General features: G+C 53.5%; 13 protein-coding genes. 3 read left to right on the top strand and 10 right to left on the bottom strand.

Translation table 11 applies throughout. The features are described 5' to 3' along the window. Positions 1 to 4: 4 nt before the first annotated feature. The 4 genes from MK110_08435 to MK110_08420 all read right to left on the bottom strand — a co-directional run bounded on the left by MK110_08435 (position 5) and on the right by MK110_08420 (position 6439). Positions 5 to 727, bottom strand: a complete 723-nt coding sequence (locus tag MK110_08435) for an aldolase (GenBank protein MCH2211316.1) — start codon at positions 725 to 727, stop codon at positions 5 to 7. 120 nt (positions 728 to 847) lie between these two features. Next, positions 848 to 1864 carry a DMT family transporter gene (locus MK110_08430; protein MCH2211315.1) on the bottom strand — a complete coding sequence of 339 codons (1017 nt, stop codon included), beginning with the start codon at positions 1862 to 1864 and terminating at the stop codon, positions 848 to 850. Between the two features lie 70 nt (positions 1865 to 1934). Beyond that, a complete protein-coding gene (locus MK110_08425; GenBank protein ID MCH2211314.1) occupies positions 1935 to 3359 on the bottom strand; it encodes a DUF1501 domain-containing protein in 1425 nt (474 codons plus the stop codon). Between the two features lie 74 nt (positions 3360 to 3433). After that, entirely contained in the window at positions 3434 to 6439 is a 3006-nt protein-coding gene (locus tag MK110_08420) for a PSD1 and planctomycete cytochrome C domain-containing protein (GenBank protein ID MCH2211313.1), read from the bottom strand. A gap of 379 nt (positions 6440 to 6818) precedes the next feature. Here MK110_08420 and MK110_08415 point away from each other — a divergent pair, with 379 nt between their 5' ends. Then, on the top strand, positions 6819 to 8222 hold the full coding sequence (locus MK110_08415; GenBank protein MCH2211312.1) for a mandelate racemase/muconate lactonizing enzyme family protein: 1404 nt from the start codon (positions 6819 to 6821) through the stop codon (positions 8220 to 8222). 191 nt (positions 8223 to 8413) lie between these two features. Here the strand turns inward: MK110_08415 and MK110_08410 are convergent, their stop codons facing one another. The 6 genes from MK110_08410 to MK110_08385 form a co-directional block, all read right to left on the bottom strand. Beyond that, entirely contained in the window at positions 8414 to 9571 is a 1158-nt protein-coding gene (locus tag MK110_08410) for a lactonase family protein (GenBank protein MCH2211311.1), read from the bottom strand. A gap of 145 nt (positions 9572 to 9716) precedes the next feature. Next, a complete protein-coding gene (locus tag MK110_08405) occupies positions 9717 to 10391 on the bottom strand; it encodes a protocatechuate 3,4-dioxygenase (protein ID MCH2211310.1) in 675 nt (224 codons plus the stop codon). Between the two features lie 585 nt (positions 10392 to 10976). Beyond that, positions 10977 to 11738: a hypothetical protein gene (locus MK110_08400; GenBank protein ID MCH2211309.1), complete on the bottom strand. Its 762-nt coding sequence runs from the start codon at positions 11736 to 11738 to the stop codon at positions 10977 to 10979. A gap of 15 nt (positions 11739 to 11753) precedes the next feature. Next, the gene (locus MK110_08395) at positions 11754 to 12911 is read right to left on the bottom strand and encodes a hypothetical protein (GenBank protein MCH2211308.1); all 1158 of its coding nucleotides are present in this window, start codon (positions 12909 to 12911) and stop codon (positions 11754 to 11756) included. Positions 12912 to 13170: 259 nt separating this feature from the next. Next, positions 13171 to 13800, bottom strand: coding sequence for a methionine biosynthesis protein MetW (gene metW / locus MK110_08390; GenBank protein MCH2211307.1), 630 nt, complete (start codon positions 13798 to 13800; stop codon positions 13171 to 13173). A 24-nt stretch (positions 13801 to 13824) separates the two neighbouring features. Then, positions 13825 to 15054, bottom strand: a complete 1230-nt coding sequence (locus MK110_08385) for a homoserine O-acetyltransferase (protein ID MCH2211306.1) — start codon at positions 15052 to 15054, stop codon at positions 13825 to 13827. A gap of 481 nt (positions 15055 to 15535) precedes the next feature. On the opposite strand from MK110_08385, the gene lpxD reads away from it, so the two are divergent. Beyond that, positions 15536 to 16687: a UDP-3-O-(3-hydroxymyristoyl)glucosamine N-acyltransferase gene (lpxD, locus tag MK110_08380; GenBank protein MCH2211305.1), complete on the top strand. Its 1152-nt coding sequence runs from the start codon at positions 15536 to 15538 to the stop codon at positions 16685 to 16687. Positions 16688 to 16742: 55 nt separating this feature from the next. After that, positions 16743 to 17675: a UDP-2,3-diacylglucosamine diphosphatase LpxI gene (gene lpxI / locus MK110_08375; protein MCH2211304.1), complete on the top strand. Its 933-nt coding sequence runs from the start codon at positions 16743 to 16745 to the stop codon at positions 17673 to 17675. Positions 17676 to 17708 lie beyond the last annotated feature (33 nt).

Raw genomic sequence — 17708 nt, 5'->3', positions numbered from 1 at the left:
GTGATCAGGTTGCATAGTCCGGACATTCGCGATCGAGAATACGACGAATGGCACGAAGATGGTCTTCTGCAAACAGCTGGCTCTGCCGAAACTGCTGACGCGTTTTCTCCGCCGTCTGATCGTCGACAATATTCAACGGCATCTGTGTCGACTGGGCGATCATCTGCACCTGGCAGGCTCGTTCCAGATAGTAAAGATCATCAAAGCCAACAGCAAGCGACGGTCCGACCACGATCACACCATGGCTGGCCAGGAAAAGAACGCGTTTATCACCCAGTTCACCACAGATCCGATCGCCTTCCGTCGCGTTCAGCGCCAGTCCGTCATATTCATCGCTGTAAGCGATGTCATTGAAGAATCGCAGCGCGTTCTGATTCGCCATGATCACACGACCACCCTCGATTGAAGTGATCGCAGTGGCATATGGCATATGGGTATGCAGAACACAGCGAGCGTGCGGAAGCCCCAGATGGATTCTGGCATGAATGAACAGGGCGGTCGGTTCCACAACTCCCTGTCCTTCCAGGACGATCCCGTCATGGTCAACAACAAGCAGATCGCCGGCTCGCAGCTCCGACCAGTGCAGCCCCTGAGGATTGACAAGAAAGGTGGTATCGTCCAGTGCCAGAGAAATGTGATTGCAGATGCCTTCACTCAGCCCCAGCCGGCTGGTCCATCGAAACACGGCCGCCATATCGCGCCGGGTTTCCGCAATATCAGTGATCATTGAAACTTATCCTTTTGGTATATTCGCCAGCAGGCATGCTAGCGGAGAATTTTTGAGGTCGCGAGCCACACGAGCAGCCCGCGTGACTCCGACACACCTGGAATTCGCCACCGCCAGGTTCTAACGCGGCGTCGTTTCTTCCTGGCATTCAGTGTCTGCCGCATCAGCCGTGTCAACGTCGGTCTTGTGTGGCACGGTACTGCCGGTCTGCGGATTCAGACGCATGATAATCAGACCGCCCAGAATTAAGGCCCCCCCGCACAACTGAGTTTCTGTCACAGCCTCTCCCCGGCTGAACCATGCCACCGCAATCGCGATCAGTGGTACCAGATTTTGTAAGGTGGCAGCGTGTGCGGCTCCGGCATGCCGTACACCATAGCTCCACATCGGCAGTGACAGTCCCGAAGAAAGGGCTCCGGCGTACAGAATAATCAGCCACAGGTTAACCGACTGAAGCTGTGTCCAGCTCTGTTCGTAACGTCCTGCGGCAACCAGTAAATGCAGCGGCAGTGTGATCACCGTTGCGGCTGCCGACAGCTGTATCGGAGAAACAGACCGCAGCAGTGGCCGGCTGTACACGGTTCCACCGGCCCATGTCAGTGCAGCGGCAAGAATGATCAGGTTCCCGGCCAGATGTTCAGTACCGCGGCTAAGATCTTCACTCTGCAACGCGACAATCACAGTACCCAAAAATGCCAGGCACAGCCCGCCCCAGGCCCCTGCGGCCAGTTTTTCGCCAATGAACAACGTGGACAGCAACGCGGTCCATGCGGGGATGGTTGCGATGATCAGACCGGTGTTACCCGCCGTCGTTCCGGCAATTCCCAGCAGAAACAGCAACTGGTACAGCCCCGCCGCCAAACATCCGTAAATCAGGATTTGCCGCCACGAGATCCCTGACAGGGACCATCCTGTCCTGTGCCGTTCGCAAACGGCGAAGCCTGTCAGAACGACAGCGGACGTGACCAGCCGAATCGCATTAAACACAAACGGATCCAGCTGATCCAAACCGATCTTCATCACCGGAATATTGATGCCCCAGATCACGACGGCTCCCAGCAGGGAAACGTCCGCCCGGAGTGTACTGGTGCGATCCTGCTGCACCTCGGCTGTCGCAGTTGACGGAACGATCTTCAAGATACCGATACTTCCACCGTGCGGTCACACAGCCGATCTACTGTCCAATATCGAACGGAATTCGATATCGCTAGGCAATGATTTCGTCCACCACACGACCGTGGACGTCTGTCAGTCGGAAGTCACGTCCCTGCGAACGGTAAGTCAGTTTGGTATGGTCAAGCCCCATCAGGTGTAGAATCGTGGCCTGAAGATCGTGGACATGAACGTTCTGTTCCGTGACACCGAAACCAAGTTCATCGGTCTTCCCATATGTGAACCCGGACTTAACACCACCACCGGCCATCCAGATCGTGAATGCGTCAATGTGGTGATCACGGCCGACTGCTCCGAGTGAGCGGTCTTCGCCCATCGGTGTTCTTCCAAATTCACCTCCCCAGATCACCAGAGTGTCTTCCAGCATTCCCTGCTGTTTCAAATCCCTGACCAGCGCCGCGGATGCCTGATCGATCTCTTTGCAGCGAACCGGAAGTTCATTGTCCAGCGATGCGCCGCCACCGTGCTGGTCCCAACTCGTATGGTACAGCTGTACAAATCGAACCCCACGCTGCACCAGTCGCCGGGCAAACAGAGCGTTATTGGCAAAGGATGCTTTGCCAGGTTCGGCACCGTACATGTCGATGACATGTTTTGGTTCGCTTTCAATATCCATCAGTTCCGGCGCACTCATCTGCATTCGATAGGCCATTTCGTATGCAGAGATTCGCGTCTGAATTTCCGGATCACCCACGGCGTCATAACGAGCCATATTCAGATCCCGTACAGCATCAGTGAACTGTCGCTGGGCGTGCTGATCAAATCCTTCCGGGCTTTGCAGATTCAGAATCGGGTCCCCCTGTCCACGAAACGGGACACCCTGATGAGTTGTCGGCAGAAAACCGCTGGACCACAAAGCGGAACCTCCACGGGGACCGCGGGGACCGGACGGCAGGACCACAAAACCAGGCAGGTTTTTAGATTCACTGCCAAGACCGTATGTCACCCACGACCCCATTGATGGTCGGCCGGGCTGAGGAGACCCGGTCTGCAGGAAGATCTTGGCAGGACCATGGTTGAAAACATCGGTGCTCATGCCTTTCAGCCAGCATGCTTCATCCGCTATCTTACTGGTAAATGGCAGCAAGTCGCTGAGCACGACATCACTGTCGCCGTAACGACCAAAAGTTCTGCGTGATCCAAGAAGTTTCTCCGTCCCCTTCAGAAATGCAAATCGTCGATCCTTTGTGAAGCTTTCGGGTGGTTTCTGTCCCGACAGCTCAGTCAGCTGAGGCTTGTCTTCAAATAATTCCAGCTGACTTGGCCCACCTGCCATAAACAGATAGATCACAGACTTGGCACGAGGCTTGAAGTGCGGCATTGGCGCTCCGGTCGCTGCCTGTGCCTGTTCCCCTGCCAGTAACGAAGACAGTCCAATGGATCCAATGCTGAGTCCCGCATTTCCCAGCAACGCCCGACGCCCGGCACTTGTCAGGGGGTGAATATCTGATCGTGTCATATATTTTGTTCTTTCCGAGTACAGTCGATTCCGCCGGGCCTGATGGCTCTATCGGCAGCATCGTGTCGTCTATGTCACTCCCGAGTTATAAACTCATCAAGATTCATCAATAGTCTTGCCACAGCCGTCCAGACCTTCTCTTCCTCAGTAAAGACCTGGCGGGATTGCTCCAAATATCTCATCAGAACCACAAGTTCATGTTGCCTGGGCTGGCGACTCACACACAGGCGAAAAGCAAAAATGAGTCGTTCTTCATCCAGTGCAGCTGACTCAGAACCCACCGCCTCATTCGACAGAATTCGCTGTCCAAAATACTGTGCCAGCTCATACATTGCTTCCGAATTCGATATCGTCAGAGACTGCAGGGGCGTATTTGATCGGTCACGGTGAGTGCAGGTATCATTAAATTTTGGCACATCAAATGTTTCCAGCATCGGATAGGGCGCACTGCGGTAGAAAAACGTGTACATCCCACGGCGGTATCGATCTTCATCAGCACTGGTTTTCCAGTTCTTCTTGCGCTGAGTGAACGCATAGATACCGGATTCCTGAGGCGGATAGACTCCTTCGCCCCCGATCACCGGAGACAATTTTCCACTGACAGACAAAGCCAGGTCGCGTACAATTTCGGCCTCAACACGAAGACGATTCTGTCGGGCCAGCAGGACATTTCCGGAATCCACCGACATCAATTCCGGCCGAGCTGCCGAAGTCTGTCGATAGGTCGCCGAATTCATGATTAGCTTCAGCAGATTTTTGGTGGACCACCCCTGGCCACGAAATTCATCGGCCAGCCAGTCGAGCAACTGCGGATGACTGGGCAGGGTGCCCTGGGTTCCAAAATCGTCTTCGGTTTCAACGAGACCTCGCCCAAACAGACGCATCCAGATCCGGTTGACTCGCACACGTCCCGTGAGCGGATGATCGGGGTGCATCAGCCAGTTTGCAAAATCAAGTCGTGTCCGTGCACCTTCTGCCTCGGCAACCTCCGGCAGCACCGCCGGAACGGCGGGAGTCACTTCATAGCTGGTCCTGAGGAATTCCCCTCGAATCTGCAGATGCGTCTTCCGGGGTTCCTCCAGTTCCTGCAGCACCATCGTGGTCGGAATCGTCTTCCTGATTGCATCCAGTTCCTTCGTGACGTCCGTGAGCGAAGCCCGAACCGGTCCCAACACAGCGTCCTGCCGCAGAAAAGCATCATCCAGTTTGTGATTCTGTTCCTCACTGCGGTCAGCCGAATCAATCGCAACAAGGACTGCTAAAATCGCAGGGTCGGGATCGTACTGCCATTCCGTTTCAGACACTCCGATACGAAAACGGCCGATTCCAGCGGCTTTCTTCGCAAACCGCATCTTGAATGTTAATGAATGATTCAGATCGACCTCCAGCGGTGTCGGCAGAACAAACCAGGCCGTTCTGTTTCTGTTCAGACTGCCCTCCGGCGCACCGTCAATCGCCCACCCGGTCTCGTCCTTGCCGTCAATCGTCTTTGCCGCTTCGTAACCTGGCTGAGAATGCTGCGCACCTGCCGTGGAAAATCGAAGTTCACGTCCGTCACCCGTGCGAAACCAAAATTCAGACAGTTCAAAATTACCGTCCTCCGCACGTCCGGGACCCGTTTGTGGGAGACTGTCATGAGTCAGCACTTCCAGACGCACTGATCGGATCTTTTTCAAAGGACTGGGTGCTGAGGCATGGTACTCATCAGTATCATCCGATGATCCGCTCACAAGCAGTGAGTGATCCTGCAGCGCATTCAGTTCCGCTCGACCCTCCAGTGATTTCCCCGAAAGATTCAAGACGGACCAGTCGGCGTCAGAATCGTGCTGCTCCAGCGATCCATCGCCGGCCCTGTCAAGCAACTGTTGCTGCCACGCCAACTGGCGGCTTTCACGATCCGGATCCGTGCTGATCTGCTGCTTTAATTCAATCTGCTTTGTTTCAAGACGCAGAATTTCAGATTTCTGGTGTGGTCCCGGCACCTTCACCGTTGGTGTCTCAGAGTTATTATCAGCCGTCGAATTAAAGAAAGCGTACAGCTGGTAATATTCCTGCTGACTAATCGGATCGAATTTGTGACTGTGACATTTTGCGCAGCCCACCGTCAGCCCCATCCAGACGAGTCCCGTGGTATCAACGCGATCCTTCACCTGTTCGTCACGAAACTGATCTGCCTTGGTTCCCCCTTCGGTATTGATCAACGTATTACGATGAAATCCGGTGGCAACCTGCTGCGACAAATCCGGACTGACAAGCAGGTCACCGGCCAGTTGTTCAATAGTAAACTGATCAAACGGAAGGTCCCGGTTGAATGCATCGATCACCCAGTCGCGATACGGCCACATCGATCGCTCGTTGTCGTTGGTGTAGCCGTGTGAATCAGCATAACGAGCCTGATCCAGCCAGTGGCGGCCCCAACGTTCGCCGAAGTGAGGATTATCCATCACCTGATTCAGCAACTGCTCCCATGCGTCTTCACGCTGGTCATTAACGAACTGGTCGACTTCTTCGATAGAAGGTAGCAGCCCCAGCAGGTCGAAATATGCGCGCCTGATCAAGGTGTAGCGATCGGCCGATGGCGAAGCCTGGATATGATGTGAGGCCAGACGGCTGACAATAAAGTTGTCGATACCATTCCGAACCAAATCCTCCGGTCGAACCGATGGCACCGGTGGTCGCCGGATCGCTTCGAAAGACCAGTGATTCGTATAGTTTGCTCCGGACTCAATCCATGCCACCAGCAGATCTATCTGCTTCTGCGAAAGCGGCTTCTCAAATGTTGCCGGCGGCATCCGGAGGTCCACATCCTCTGACGTAATTCGCTCCACGACCGTACTGTTGGCCAAATCACCGGGCACGATGGCTGCATGCCCGTCACGGTGCGCCAACGCTCCCTCCTGCTGATCCAGTCGGAGATCGGCCTGCCGAGCATCGTCATCCGGACCGTGACACTGGAAACAGTGGTTGGAAAGAATCGGACGAATATCCCGATTGAAGTCGACCTCTGTCGCTGTTGCGCACGAGGCAACCAACAGAAAGACGGCAGTCACGTGCAAAAACGGCTGAAAGAAACGTCGCATCATCGCAGCACGCTGTTCACTGTCAGGACACCTGTCCGCGGAAAACGGAAACAGGAATGAAGAAGAAACAGATCAATATCGTTTGTCTCCCATTTTGGAACGTTTCCCCTGACGATGCAAGTTGCACCTCGTGAAGTCGGGCAGACCCGGTCAATGGTCACTGTGAACGACAGGTTTGTCAGGATTGTGGGGCACGGGAAAGTGAATTTGGTACACTTGGCGGGATGCGGGCTTTTTCTGCATATTTCAGAGTGTGGCGTCGGCTGTTGTTTAGGAAACAGTGTTAACATTGGTGACCACAACGCTCATTGTGAACGATACGGAATAACCGCCGTCGAACGTTCACACCCGATCCGGACCACAATGCAAGGAACTAACAATGAACTCCGTGGTAAACAACGTCCCGCCATTCAGTTCTGATCACTGCTCTCGGCGCAGCTTTCTAGCCGCATCTGCGGGCGCTGCGGCGGCCGGCGGACTGTTGCCGAGTAGTTCCGCAGCGCTGCGGGCAGCCCTGAAACGTTCTGAATCTTTGCATGGCCCCGTCACTGTCACAGACATTGAAGTTCACGAAATCACCAACGAATTCGTCGACTGGCAGGCATGGCCACTGAACCATTTTTACGGCCCGTGGACACGGACAATTTACGTCGCACATACGAATACAGGACTCATCGGACTCGGTGAAAGTGGCTGGACGGAACCCCCGGAAACCATCGAAAAATACATCGGGACGAGTCCGTTTGACTGGGTCGGTGATGAAACATCACTGGGCCTGGGAACAGCGATGTATGACCTGATGGGAAAAGCCGCCATGGTTCCGGTCTACAAACTCTTCGGACAGCAATACCGCAAGTGGGTGTCGGTTTCTTCGTGGACAGTATCAACACACCCGGACCGTATGGCGGAAGCAGTCCGGCGTTACTCAAAGATGGGCTACACATGGATGAAATACCATCTGTCACCGTTCGAAAATGTGCTTGATCAGATGGATGCCATGCAGGCTGTTGCTCCACGCGGTTTTCGCATTCACCATGACTTCACAATGCACGGTACCGACGACCATATGTTTGAACTGCTGGAGAAGATCTCCGAATATCCGATCGCCGGCTGTTTCGAAGACCCGCTGACGGCGCGGGATATCGATGGTCATGCCGAGCTGCGCAAACGCTGCCGACTTCCGATTGTGTATCATCATTCCCCCTTAGGGGCCACATTCGAAGTCCAGATGCGAGCTGCCGATGCCTACATGCTTGGACATCAGAAAATCGGAACAGTGATGCGGCGGGCCGGTCTTTTCGCGGCAACCAACACCCCCTTCATGCTGCAGAATACCGGCGGCAACATTACTCGGGCGATGGTGGCGCACATGCAGTCAGCATTTAAAACATCAAGTTTCCATTTTGGAACTGCATCGGAAATTATGAAATGGGACGTGGTGAAGGAACGACTTGATCCCGTCAATGGTTTCGTGCGGGTCCCGGAAACACCGGGACTTGGTGTGACTCTTGATCGGGAGGAACTGGAACGGATCAAGAACCTGAATGTCCCGGGTCAGGACAAATGGATCGTCAGGACACGGTTCGAAAACGGCACAGCCATGTACAACATTCATGATCCGGAAGACTCAATTTTCATGGTGCGCCCGGACACGCACCGGCTGATCCCCATGAGCTATGACGCTCCCGTCACGACTGACTACTGGGACGACGACGGAACCAACGAATACCGCAACATGTTTGCCCGGATTCAACGCGAGGGAATCGTAATCATTAACGAGTAATCCATCACCGACAATTGAACAGAGAACTTTGAAGGTACCAGTTTCTCTTTGACAACTCCGGTACGTCGGAGTTCCGAAACACCCCTTGTGTGAGGACAAGGAATCGACGGCGCATCCCTTAAACAAAAATCCATTCGTTCCCTATAGACACACGGCTGCTCACGATGCAGACCAACAAGTGGATTTCGGAATCAGGGAACAAAAAATTTCACACAGGCGGGTTGTCCGATACTGATCGAATGCCCCGTGGCCTGGAATTCACCGGTTAGCGTATCGATGCGGAAGACGACGACATTGTCGCTTTCCCGCCCCTCCACGAGAGCAAAGTTACCAGTAGGATCAATGTTGAAGTTTCGCGGCATTTTGATCGTACCACCGGCAAACTGGCCAATTGGTGTCAGTCGGCGGCTGACCGGATCAATTCTGAATCCGGCGATCGTATCATGGCCGCGATTTGACCCGTAGACGAACTTTCCGGAAGGATGAACCACGACTTCTGCAGTCGAGTACCCTTTACGATTCACGCCACCGGGTACAGTGGATATCGTCTGCACAGCAGTGAGTTCGCCGGTTTCCGGAGTGTAGTCAAACAACGTGAGACTGAGTTCCGATTCGTTGATCACGTAAGCGTGCTTTCCGTCAGGGTGCCACGCAAAATGACGAGGTGCGGCATCAACTGCCACAATGCCGGCCGGAGGATCATTGGGCGTCAATGTTCCTTCATCCGCGTCATATCGGTAGATAAAAACCCTGTCGACGCCGGCATCACAGACAAACGCGAAACGATTGGCGGCATCAAGATGAATCGCGTGAGCCAGCGGCCCTTTTTTCCTGCCGCTGGAACTGATGACAGACTGGTGCTGAACGAAACCGGTCTGCGACCCGAGTCTTCCGTCCGCTGATAACTCAAGGACAGACGCATTTCCGACATAATAATTGGCAACAAGCACATGGGTGCCGGCTCTGTCAACGACCAGGTGACAGGCTCCTGGTCCTCCCGAGGGCTGCTGATTCAGTAGCGTCAGATCACCACTGCTCGGGTCAATGGCATAAGCCCCCACACTGCCGTCGCCGGCTTCACTGACCGCATACAGGAATTTTTTACCGGGATGGATTGCCAGAAACGACGAATTGACAGCCTCCACCGCCAGCACCGGCTCCGTCAGCTGCCCGGTAACCGGATCCAGTTCAGAACGATAGATCCCGTGGCTCGTCGGACTGTTGTAGGTTCCAATGTAGAACCGTGTCATGTCCGACACCGCATCATTCGCCACAAGAGAGTCAACCAACATCAGTTGACACGTGAACAGACACAGAAAAACAAGTGCAACGGCTGAGAATCGAAGCATGATGCGATCACTCTCTGCAGGTAAAAGAAGTTGTCTGTAATTTTTCGGAACAGCAACATCACAGAAGCAGGCTGCCCCGGCATCTCTGTCAGTCTCTCGGTTCCAACCGCACAATCATCCATCCGGGCCGAGAATCCGTTCCAATTTATCCGGCTTGTGATTCGTTGGGAGTCATTCCAAGAATGATGTTGAAATTTGCATGTAATTCACCGGTTTCAGATCTATTCAGCGGGTTGAAGTCCACGAGCAGGGTTTCTCGCGCCCTGGGATCTTCGACCTGACGGAACAGGAAATCGCTGTCGTTCAACTTTTCGCCCCTGATGTACAGCTGAGTTGTCAAAAGACGTTTACCAGATTGCTCCACAGCGACGTGGATGTGTGGTGGTCTCCCCGTGTAGCGAACGGGTTTGATACAGCGAAAATAGTATTCACCGTTCAGATTGGTGGAAAACCGGCCAAACCCCTGAAAATTTGTGTCGAGTCTGTCCCGACGGCCACCGCGGCTGTGGAGATACACGGCGTTATTATCGGCCTGCCAGATTTTCACCAGAACATTACGGACTGGATTGCCCCTAACATCCGTAACACGACCGGTGAGGTGAGTGATTTGACCCACTGCAGGAGTAATCGAATCATTGATAATGATGAGGTCATTATCGGTGTCCAGCGGAAGTTTGTCGGGATAAAACGGTCCCTCACCCTGCGGAGCCGTGCGAATTAATTCCTCGGCATAGGCTCCTGGAACCGTGAATAGTGCCGCCGAACCCATTGTCGCACGAAACAAAAACTGACGCCGTTCACAGACTGGACATCGCTGCATCACAGATTCCTTTGACAGGTAAAACGCACGCGTATTTTCCGGCTCTGAAACCAGAGTCCTCAGTCCCATTGAACAGGCTCAACCGTTCATGAACCAGAGCACAACCGCATTGAGATTCGAATTCACTTAAGTTACCGGAGATGCCCCCTCAACTGAATAACACCGAACATTATGTCTGTCCTGTCTCGCCGACATCGACCTTCCAGAGCACTCAATTCAAGTTTTCGCTGAGTGTCTTCACAGAAATATTCCCCGACTCCGGATCTGAAATTCGGACGTCTGCGCAATATCAAGTGAAACAAACAACGTCACCTGATTCGGGACTTATTCGCCGATTTTCGTGGCCCCGTTGTTTGATGTGCAGCGGTATCCGCCAATGTGAATCTTAACAACCCAGACGTGCTCTTTTGCCGTGTGAACTAAATTGTTCAGGCACAACTCACGGGAACAAACTGCCGGAGTACCCGTACACAAGTTCAGTCCGGGGACCTGACGAGTTCTTACTGATCAAATCAGCCGGCGGCGCGTTTGTAGTTCATAACGCCCAACACGGTCCTGAGTTCCGGGTGACAGGAACGTTTCGATTCAGGGAAACGAAAAGCCTTCAGGAGGAGAAAACACAGCATCGGATGATACTGAAGACTCATCCGGAGAAACTTCCTGGTGCTCGAATGGATTCTCTTCGACAACAGCACTGGAAGTGACCGGTTTCTCAATCTCAACAGACTGATTCCGACCGGGAAACGCCGTAAAATCTGCGGCGTAATCCGGAGACGCGGACGCTCCCGATTCATAGACAGAATTCCGCGTGTGAGCGGAATTCTGTACCACCTGAGTTCCGTGTTTCAGCAGCCATTCATCGAACCCCCCGTCGATATCGGTCACTGCCACGGCAGAAGCCCCCTGTCCTACAACCGCCGTCGTGTCCGCACCAGTCAACCCGGAGAAGGAATCCGGACCTGTCGCTGCAGAACGAATCTCCGTCAGAGTTCCTTTAAAATCCGGAATCGGCGCAAGCGGTTCACTGGACGCAGCCACTAGCCGTTTCAACGGATTTTTCGTGACAAGTCCAGGTGTTTCAGAATCGACGTCGTCAACTGAAACATCGTCAAAACCAACTCGCTGTTTGGATTTGTCCGTCACCGATTGACTCGTTGCACTGACTCTTTGAATCGCAGGACGATGATTTCCTGCGACATGTTCCGCGTCGGCCTCAGCAGCCAAAAACGGATCTGCGTCCAGTTTGGCGTACTGGCTTCGGGAAAATCGACCGGAATTCTGACAGCCGGAGAACAGGCTGACCACCAGCGTCAGGATCACGACGCTCGTCCATCGGTGTTGCGACATGGCGAGTCCTTCGCACTAAAGTGAACCGCGCGTAGCCGGCTCCGTTTCGGAGTCCGGCAACTGCGCCGAAACTCGATACCGCTGGTTAAAGATCTCAGGATCAAATTTGTCAATTCGGTTCCGGCGCCGGGCATCGTCCAGCAAACCATCCTCAGCCGTTTTTCCGACAGGATGCGTATCGAGTTCAATCGACGTCGCAACTTTCAGTGAAGAATCGCTTTGCTGCGGGGTGCCGACATCTGCCGGTGCTGCATCAGAGTCAACATTCCGGACCGTACCCGATGTGGCTGCGGTCGGACGGATATTTGCCAATCCTCTCTGCCGTCGAACACTGTCGATCCACGCTTTCAATCGATCACGCTGAATCGTCCCCACCTGTCCGTTAAACGGCTCCGTTTCCATCGAACCATGCCGGGACAGAGCCATCTCTAAAAACGAATCTGACTTTGAGACCGGGGAATCAAGCTGTTCCAGAATTGCGTCCAGGTTTTGTGATGCGATTTGCGGCGTTGATCCGGTCCGAACTGATTCCATCACAAACGTTCGCTCACTGTCTTTTCGATGGCAGCCCGCACATTTGTTGGACAGCAGTGGCTGAATCCGGCGAGTGAACTCACCAGCCAGTTCAATTGACAATCCGCCGAGTGAACGACGCAAGCGCGTGACATGGAGGCCCACATCCTTCTTCTGCTGCTGTGGTCCCGCAGACAGTTGATGCGCCTGATCCTGCAACCTCAGAATCCTGGCAAGCATTCTGCGAGCATCTTCGCGATAAGGATCAAGATGAAGTGCATCAAGCAGTTCACGGCGAGCAGTTCCCCACAACTGGTGATCGGAACACCAGGATGCAATTTGCATGTGAATATCGGGAGTCAGGACAGCAAAGGAATCTTTTATTGTCTGGTAGGCCTGAGGTAGATCGTCAGCCAGCAGCCACACCTGCTCCGAGCCAACGAACATGTGCCCGTTCTTCTGATCAATATCGTAGCCCGTACCCCGCGGCCTGATATTACCTTTCACGACGCGACCCGACTTCAATACCAGAACCTGTTTTGCTTTTACTGAATCTTCTCCAGCAACGTCATCACCGACCGTCTGTTGCGCAGGCACGGCCACGCCGCCGGCGCAGACAGCGAGAAGCAGGAGTCTCAGGAATCCGTTCCACAGAGACACAACGATGACCCGTTTGATACAGAATTCTTTGTCGGGGCCGATTAACTCAGCCGACGGTCACGCACGGTAGCCGGGGGCCAGGGTTTGGGTCAATACATGTCTGTGTAACGGCGACCTTAAGCCTCGGTTCCCTCCGTGGCCATGGAATCCAAAACAATTCCAGTTTCCTGCGGAAACGCCGGTGCCGGCACCATTAAGCATGGTTAATGAAGCACAAGATCGGTTCTGTCAGATTTTCGTCGTCACTGCCCGACAGAGGTCAAATCTGGTGTTCGAGAAGATAAAACGCGCTGTCTGCTCGCAGATTCGCGGCCCACGCACGATCCACCGCGCGGCCTCGGATGATTGGACTTTCTTTGACAATTGTCAGCCCGATACTCGTCATTAAATCGCGAAAATCATACATCGACATGAAATGCAGATTGGGAGACTCGTACCACTCATACGGCAGACGACTTGTGACTGGAGTCCTCCCTCGCCACAACACTTCCATGCGGACGCGCCAGTAGCCGAAATTGGGAACCACCACGAGCGCGCGTCGAGCAACTCTCAACATCTCTGTGAGTAACTGCCTGGGTTCTTTGACCTGCTGCAGAGTCTGACTCAACACAGCAAAATCGAAACTTCCGGACGGTATGTCTGTCAGTCCTTCATCCAGATTGGCACTCACAACCGGCAGACCACGCTGAATCACCGAGACGATATTAGAACGTTCCAGGTCAACCCCCTGAACACTACAGTTCATTTCGCGTCGAAGTCGCTCCAGCAGCCGACCATCACCACATCCCAGGTCGATGACGCGGCTTTCTTTGTCAATGTGCTGCATAATCAACTCATCCGTGAGACGGACACTGATGTCCGGCAGCTGATAGCGGTTAAAAACAGACATAGTGATCGAAGAATAGAAAGAAAATCAAACCGGCGTAGTGAATGCCGCTGTAGCTGTCTTGCCTGCACCGGCTGGATATTCCCGCTCAGCGACGATGGTTTGGTCAATGAACGGGGCAACCAGTTCGGACAGAGGATCGATGTCGATAAGAAACGAGTCATGCCCGAAGCTGCATTTTAACTCAAGGAATGACACATGCTTATCCACTTTCATCAAAGCGGTGGCCAGCTCACGACTTTGCGACGTTGGAAACAACCAGTCGGTATCATAGGAAATCACCAAAAACCGACAGCTGGCCCGCCGGCAGGCAGCAGCCAGCGAGTCGTGTGATTCTGCAAGATCAAAATAGTCCATCGCTCTGGTCAGATATAGATAGCTGTTCGCGTCGAATCGCTGCACAAACCGTTTCCCCTGATAGTGCAAATAACTCTCGATCTTAAATTCAGTCTCCTTCAGCATGTCAAACGCGAATTTGTCACTGTCCTGCAGACGACGTCCAAACTTCAGTTCGATGGAATCTTCCGAAAGATAAGTAATGTGAGCGATCATACGCGCCAGCGCCAGACCAAAACGCGGCGGAGTCTCCGGACCATAGTTGCCTTTGTCAAATCCCGGATCGGCATAAATGGCGCGGCGGCCGACGGCATTGAACGCGATTCCCTGAGCGGACAGGCGATGCCCCGCCGCCACAATGATTGCTGAAGCGATTTGATCCGGAAAACGAACGGACCACTCCAGTGCCTGCATACCGCCCAAACTTCCACCAATGACTCCACAAAGTCGATCGATTCCGAGGGAACGTACGAGCTCCGAATGCACTGAAACCATGTCACCCACGGTGAGAAACGGAAAATCCAGGCAATAGCGTTGTCCCGTTTGCGGATTCAGGCTCCCCGGACCTGTGGTTCCCTGGCATCCGCCAAGCACATTGGCACAAATAACGAAGTATTCATCCGTGTTCAGACCACGTCCGGGACCGATGAGAGCATCCCACCATCCAGGCTTCCGTTCATCCGTGGAATGAATTCCAGCAGCGTGGGCATCCCCGGTAAGAGCGTGGCATACAAAAATTGCGTTGTCCCGGGCTTCATTCAGCTGTCCATAGGTCTCATATTCGACGGTGATCGGGCCAATGGATTCACTGGAAGCCAGTGTCAACGGCGGGTCCGTAAACAGTGTCGCAGTCTGTTTTTGGACAATTCCCGGAGATTCTGACGGCGTCTGAGCGCTCTTTGGCTGTGAACGTGCAGACATGTGTTATCAGGATCGCCTAAGGTGCGAATGGAATTGATGATTCACGATCGAACGGGAATGTTTGATTCTAAAGTGGATAGCAGCCGTTTGGGCACCCGTTGGACCGGAAAACCGGGCAAAAGCCGGCAATGACTGCGATCCTCCGGGCCTGTGCACTCATGACATTGATTAATTCGACATTGAGTCCGCAGTCCGGCAATATCCTCTGATTCAGAAACCGGATTCCGCAAATCCTGCGGTAAGGCCCGACATTCACTGACGGACACTGTCGATTTGGACGGGGTTCATCTTGCAACTGTGGCCGCCAATGTCCTAAAAGTCATGCTGCCAAATTCCGTGAATATAGAATACAGTCATTAAGTGTTTTTCCGGGGGGGGGGCGGTGTCAAACCGGGCTCGGGCACGACTCTCCGGAGTCAACGGACACGCTGGTCCCTGATTCGCTAACCGTACAGGTAAACCACGTAGCAAGGAGGCTGCGATGTCAGAACAGCAGGCGCTGACGGCCGGGCAAATTGCCAATCTCGTCAATGGCCGAATCATCGGAGACTCAGAAACCTTTATTTCCTCAGTTGAGGTGATCGAACGGGCAACCAAAACACACCTTACCTATTTGAATGACCCGAATAAGCTGTCCCGACTGGACTCATCAAACGCTAAACTTGTGCTGGTTCCCCATTCCACGGAACAGGCAGTGAGCCATCTCAGGGATGTCACGTTCATTCTGGTTGATGAACCTGAAGTTGCGTTCCTTCAGATTGCCGGCATTCTTCATCCTCGACGAACCCCGACAGGCGAAGGCATCGCCGGAACGGCAGTGGTCGCTCCGTCTGCGAATATTGGCAGCGGAACGGTGATTGGGCACCATGTGGTGATCGGCAACCATGTCACCATCGGCAACAACTGTCGAATTGAACACGGCACTTTGATCGAAGACGGCTGTAAGCTGGGTGATCAGGTTATGGTGCATGCGAATTGCGTAGTTTATTCGGATATGATCATTGGAAGCAGGGTCACAATTCACGCAACCTGTGTGATTGGTGCCGATGGTTTTGGATACCGTACGGTCAACGGTCACCATCAGCGAATTCCACATTACGGAACCGTGCGTATCTGTGACGACGTGGAAATTGGCGCCGGCACCACCATCGATCGTGCCAAGGTGGGTGAAACGGTCATTGGAACGGGTACACGCATCGACAATCAGGTCATGATTGGGCATAACTGTCAGATCGGACCACATAACCTGATCGTTTCGCAGGTTGGATTCGCGGGATCCGCTTCGACTGGGGCATACGTTGTTTGCGCCGGTCAGGCCGGTATTGCTGACCACGTTCATCTGGCAGACGGAGCAATTATTGGAGCCAAAACGGGCGTGCATCGGGATATGAAAGGCGGACAGTCGTATTTGGGTATCCCGGCACTGCCGATTGCCGAAACAGCCAGGAATATGATGGCACTGCGGCGCCTTCCTGAAATACGAAACTCTGTCAAACAGCTGGAACGCAGCGTTAAAGATCTTCAGAAGAATCTGACAAAAACCGAAACGTCCGGTAATTCACCTGTCTCTCACCCGAACGATATTGGCCCGCCGACTTCTGAGACCTTCGACAGTGAAAGTGAAGCTGCCTGAACATTCTGATGATTTCCCTGATTCCTGATAACCGTCCGCAGCTGTTCTGTAAAACATGACTTCCAGCTTTTCATCCGACCGAAATCTGATTCCGTTATCTGCTGATCACGGTCGACCACATACTGATGGTCCGATGAAACTTGGATTGCTGGCAGGTGGAGGAGATTTTCCCATCCGTTTTACCCGATCCGCTCAGGCATCCGGGCATTCCGTTTTCGGACTCGGTGTAACAGGAATGGCTTCGGAGGCACTCGGCGACGTCTGTGACGATTTTCGTTTCGCTCCGCTGGCTCGAATCGGCAAGGCTATTCGGCTGTTCAAACGTGCCGGTGTCGAGAGAATCGTGATGGCCGGAAAGATTGAGAAAACAGTGATCTTTCATCCGTTCAGGTGGGTTCGGCATATGCCTGACTGGCGCACGATCCACATGTGGTTCCGTTATGCGAGCCATAACAAAAAGGACGACACTCTGCTGTTGGCCGTGATCCGTGAATTTGCCCGTGACAATCTGTATTTTGATTCAGCCCTGAACTATTGCCCGGAGCTTCTCGTGAAACACGGCTTCCTGACCAGAAAACGGCCAACATCCCCGCAGTGGAAGGACATTCAGTTTGGCTGGGAACTGGCCCGTGAGATGGGTCGTCTGGATGTGGGACAAACCGTGGTCGTCAATGACACTGCCGTGCTTGCCATAGAAGCCATTGAAGGGACGGATCAGTGTATTCGCCGTGCAGGAAATCTGTGCCGCCGTGGCGGATTTACAGTCGTGAAGGTGGCGAAACCGCAGCAGGATATGCGATTCGATGTTCCCACAGTCGGTGTAGAAACCATTAAATCCATGTACGAGTCCGGCGGTCGGGTTCTTGCGATCGAAAGCGGTATGACCATTTTACTGCAACCCGATGAGGTCACACAGCTTGCCGACAAATTTGGAATTTCAGTAGTAGCTGTCAACACGGAAGAAATCGCACTGCGTTCTGCTGCTTAAGCTGTTTTGCCGACGAGCGGACAGACTCACATC

It is taken from the genome of Fuerstiella sp. (genome assembly GCA_022447225.1).
Classification (GTDB): domain Bacteria; phylum Planctomycetota; class Planctomycetia; order Planctomycetales; family Planctomycetaceae; genus S139-18.
The sequence above is the reverse complement of the archived record's forward strand: the minus strand, read 5'-3'. Positions and strand labels throughout refer to the sequence as shown.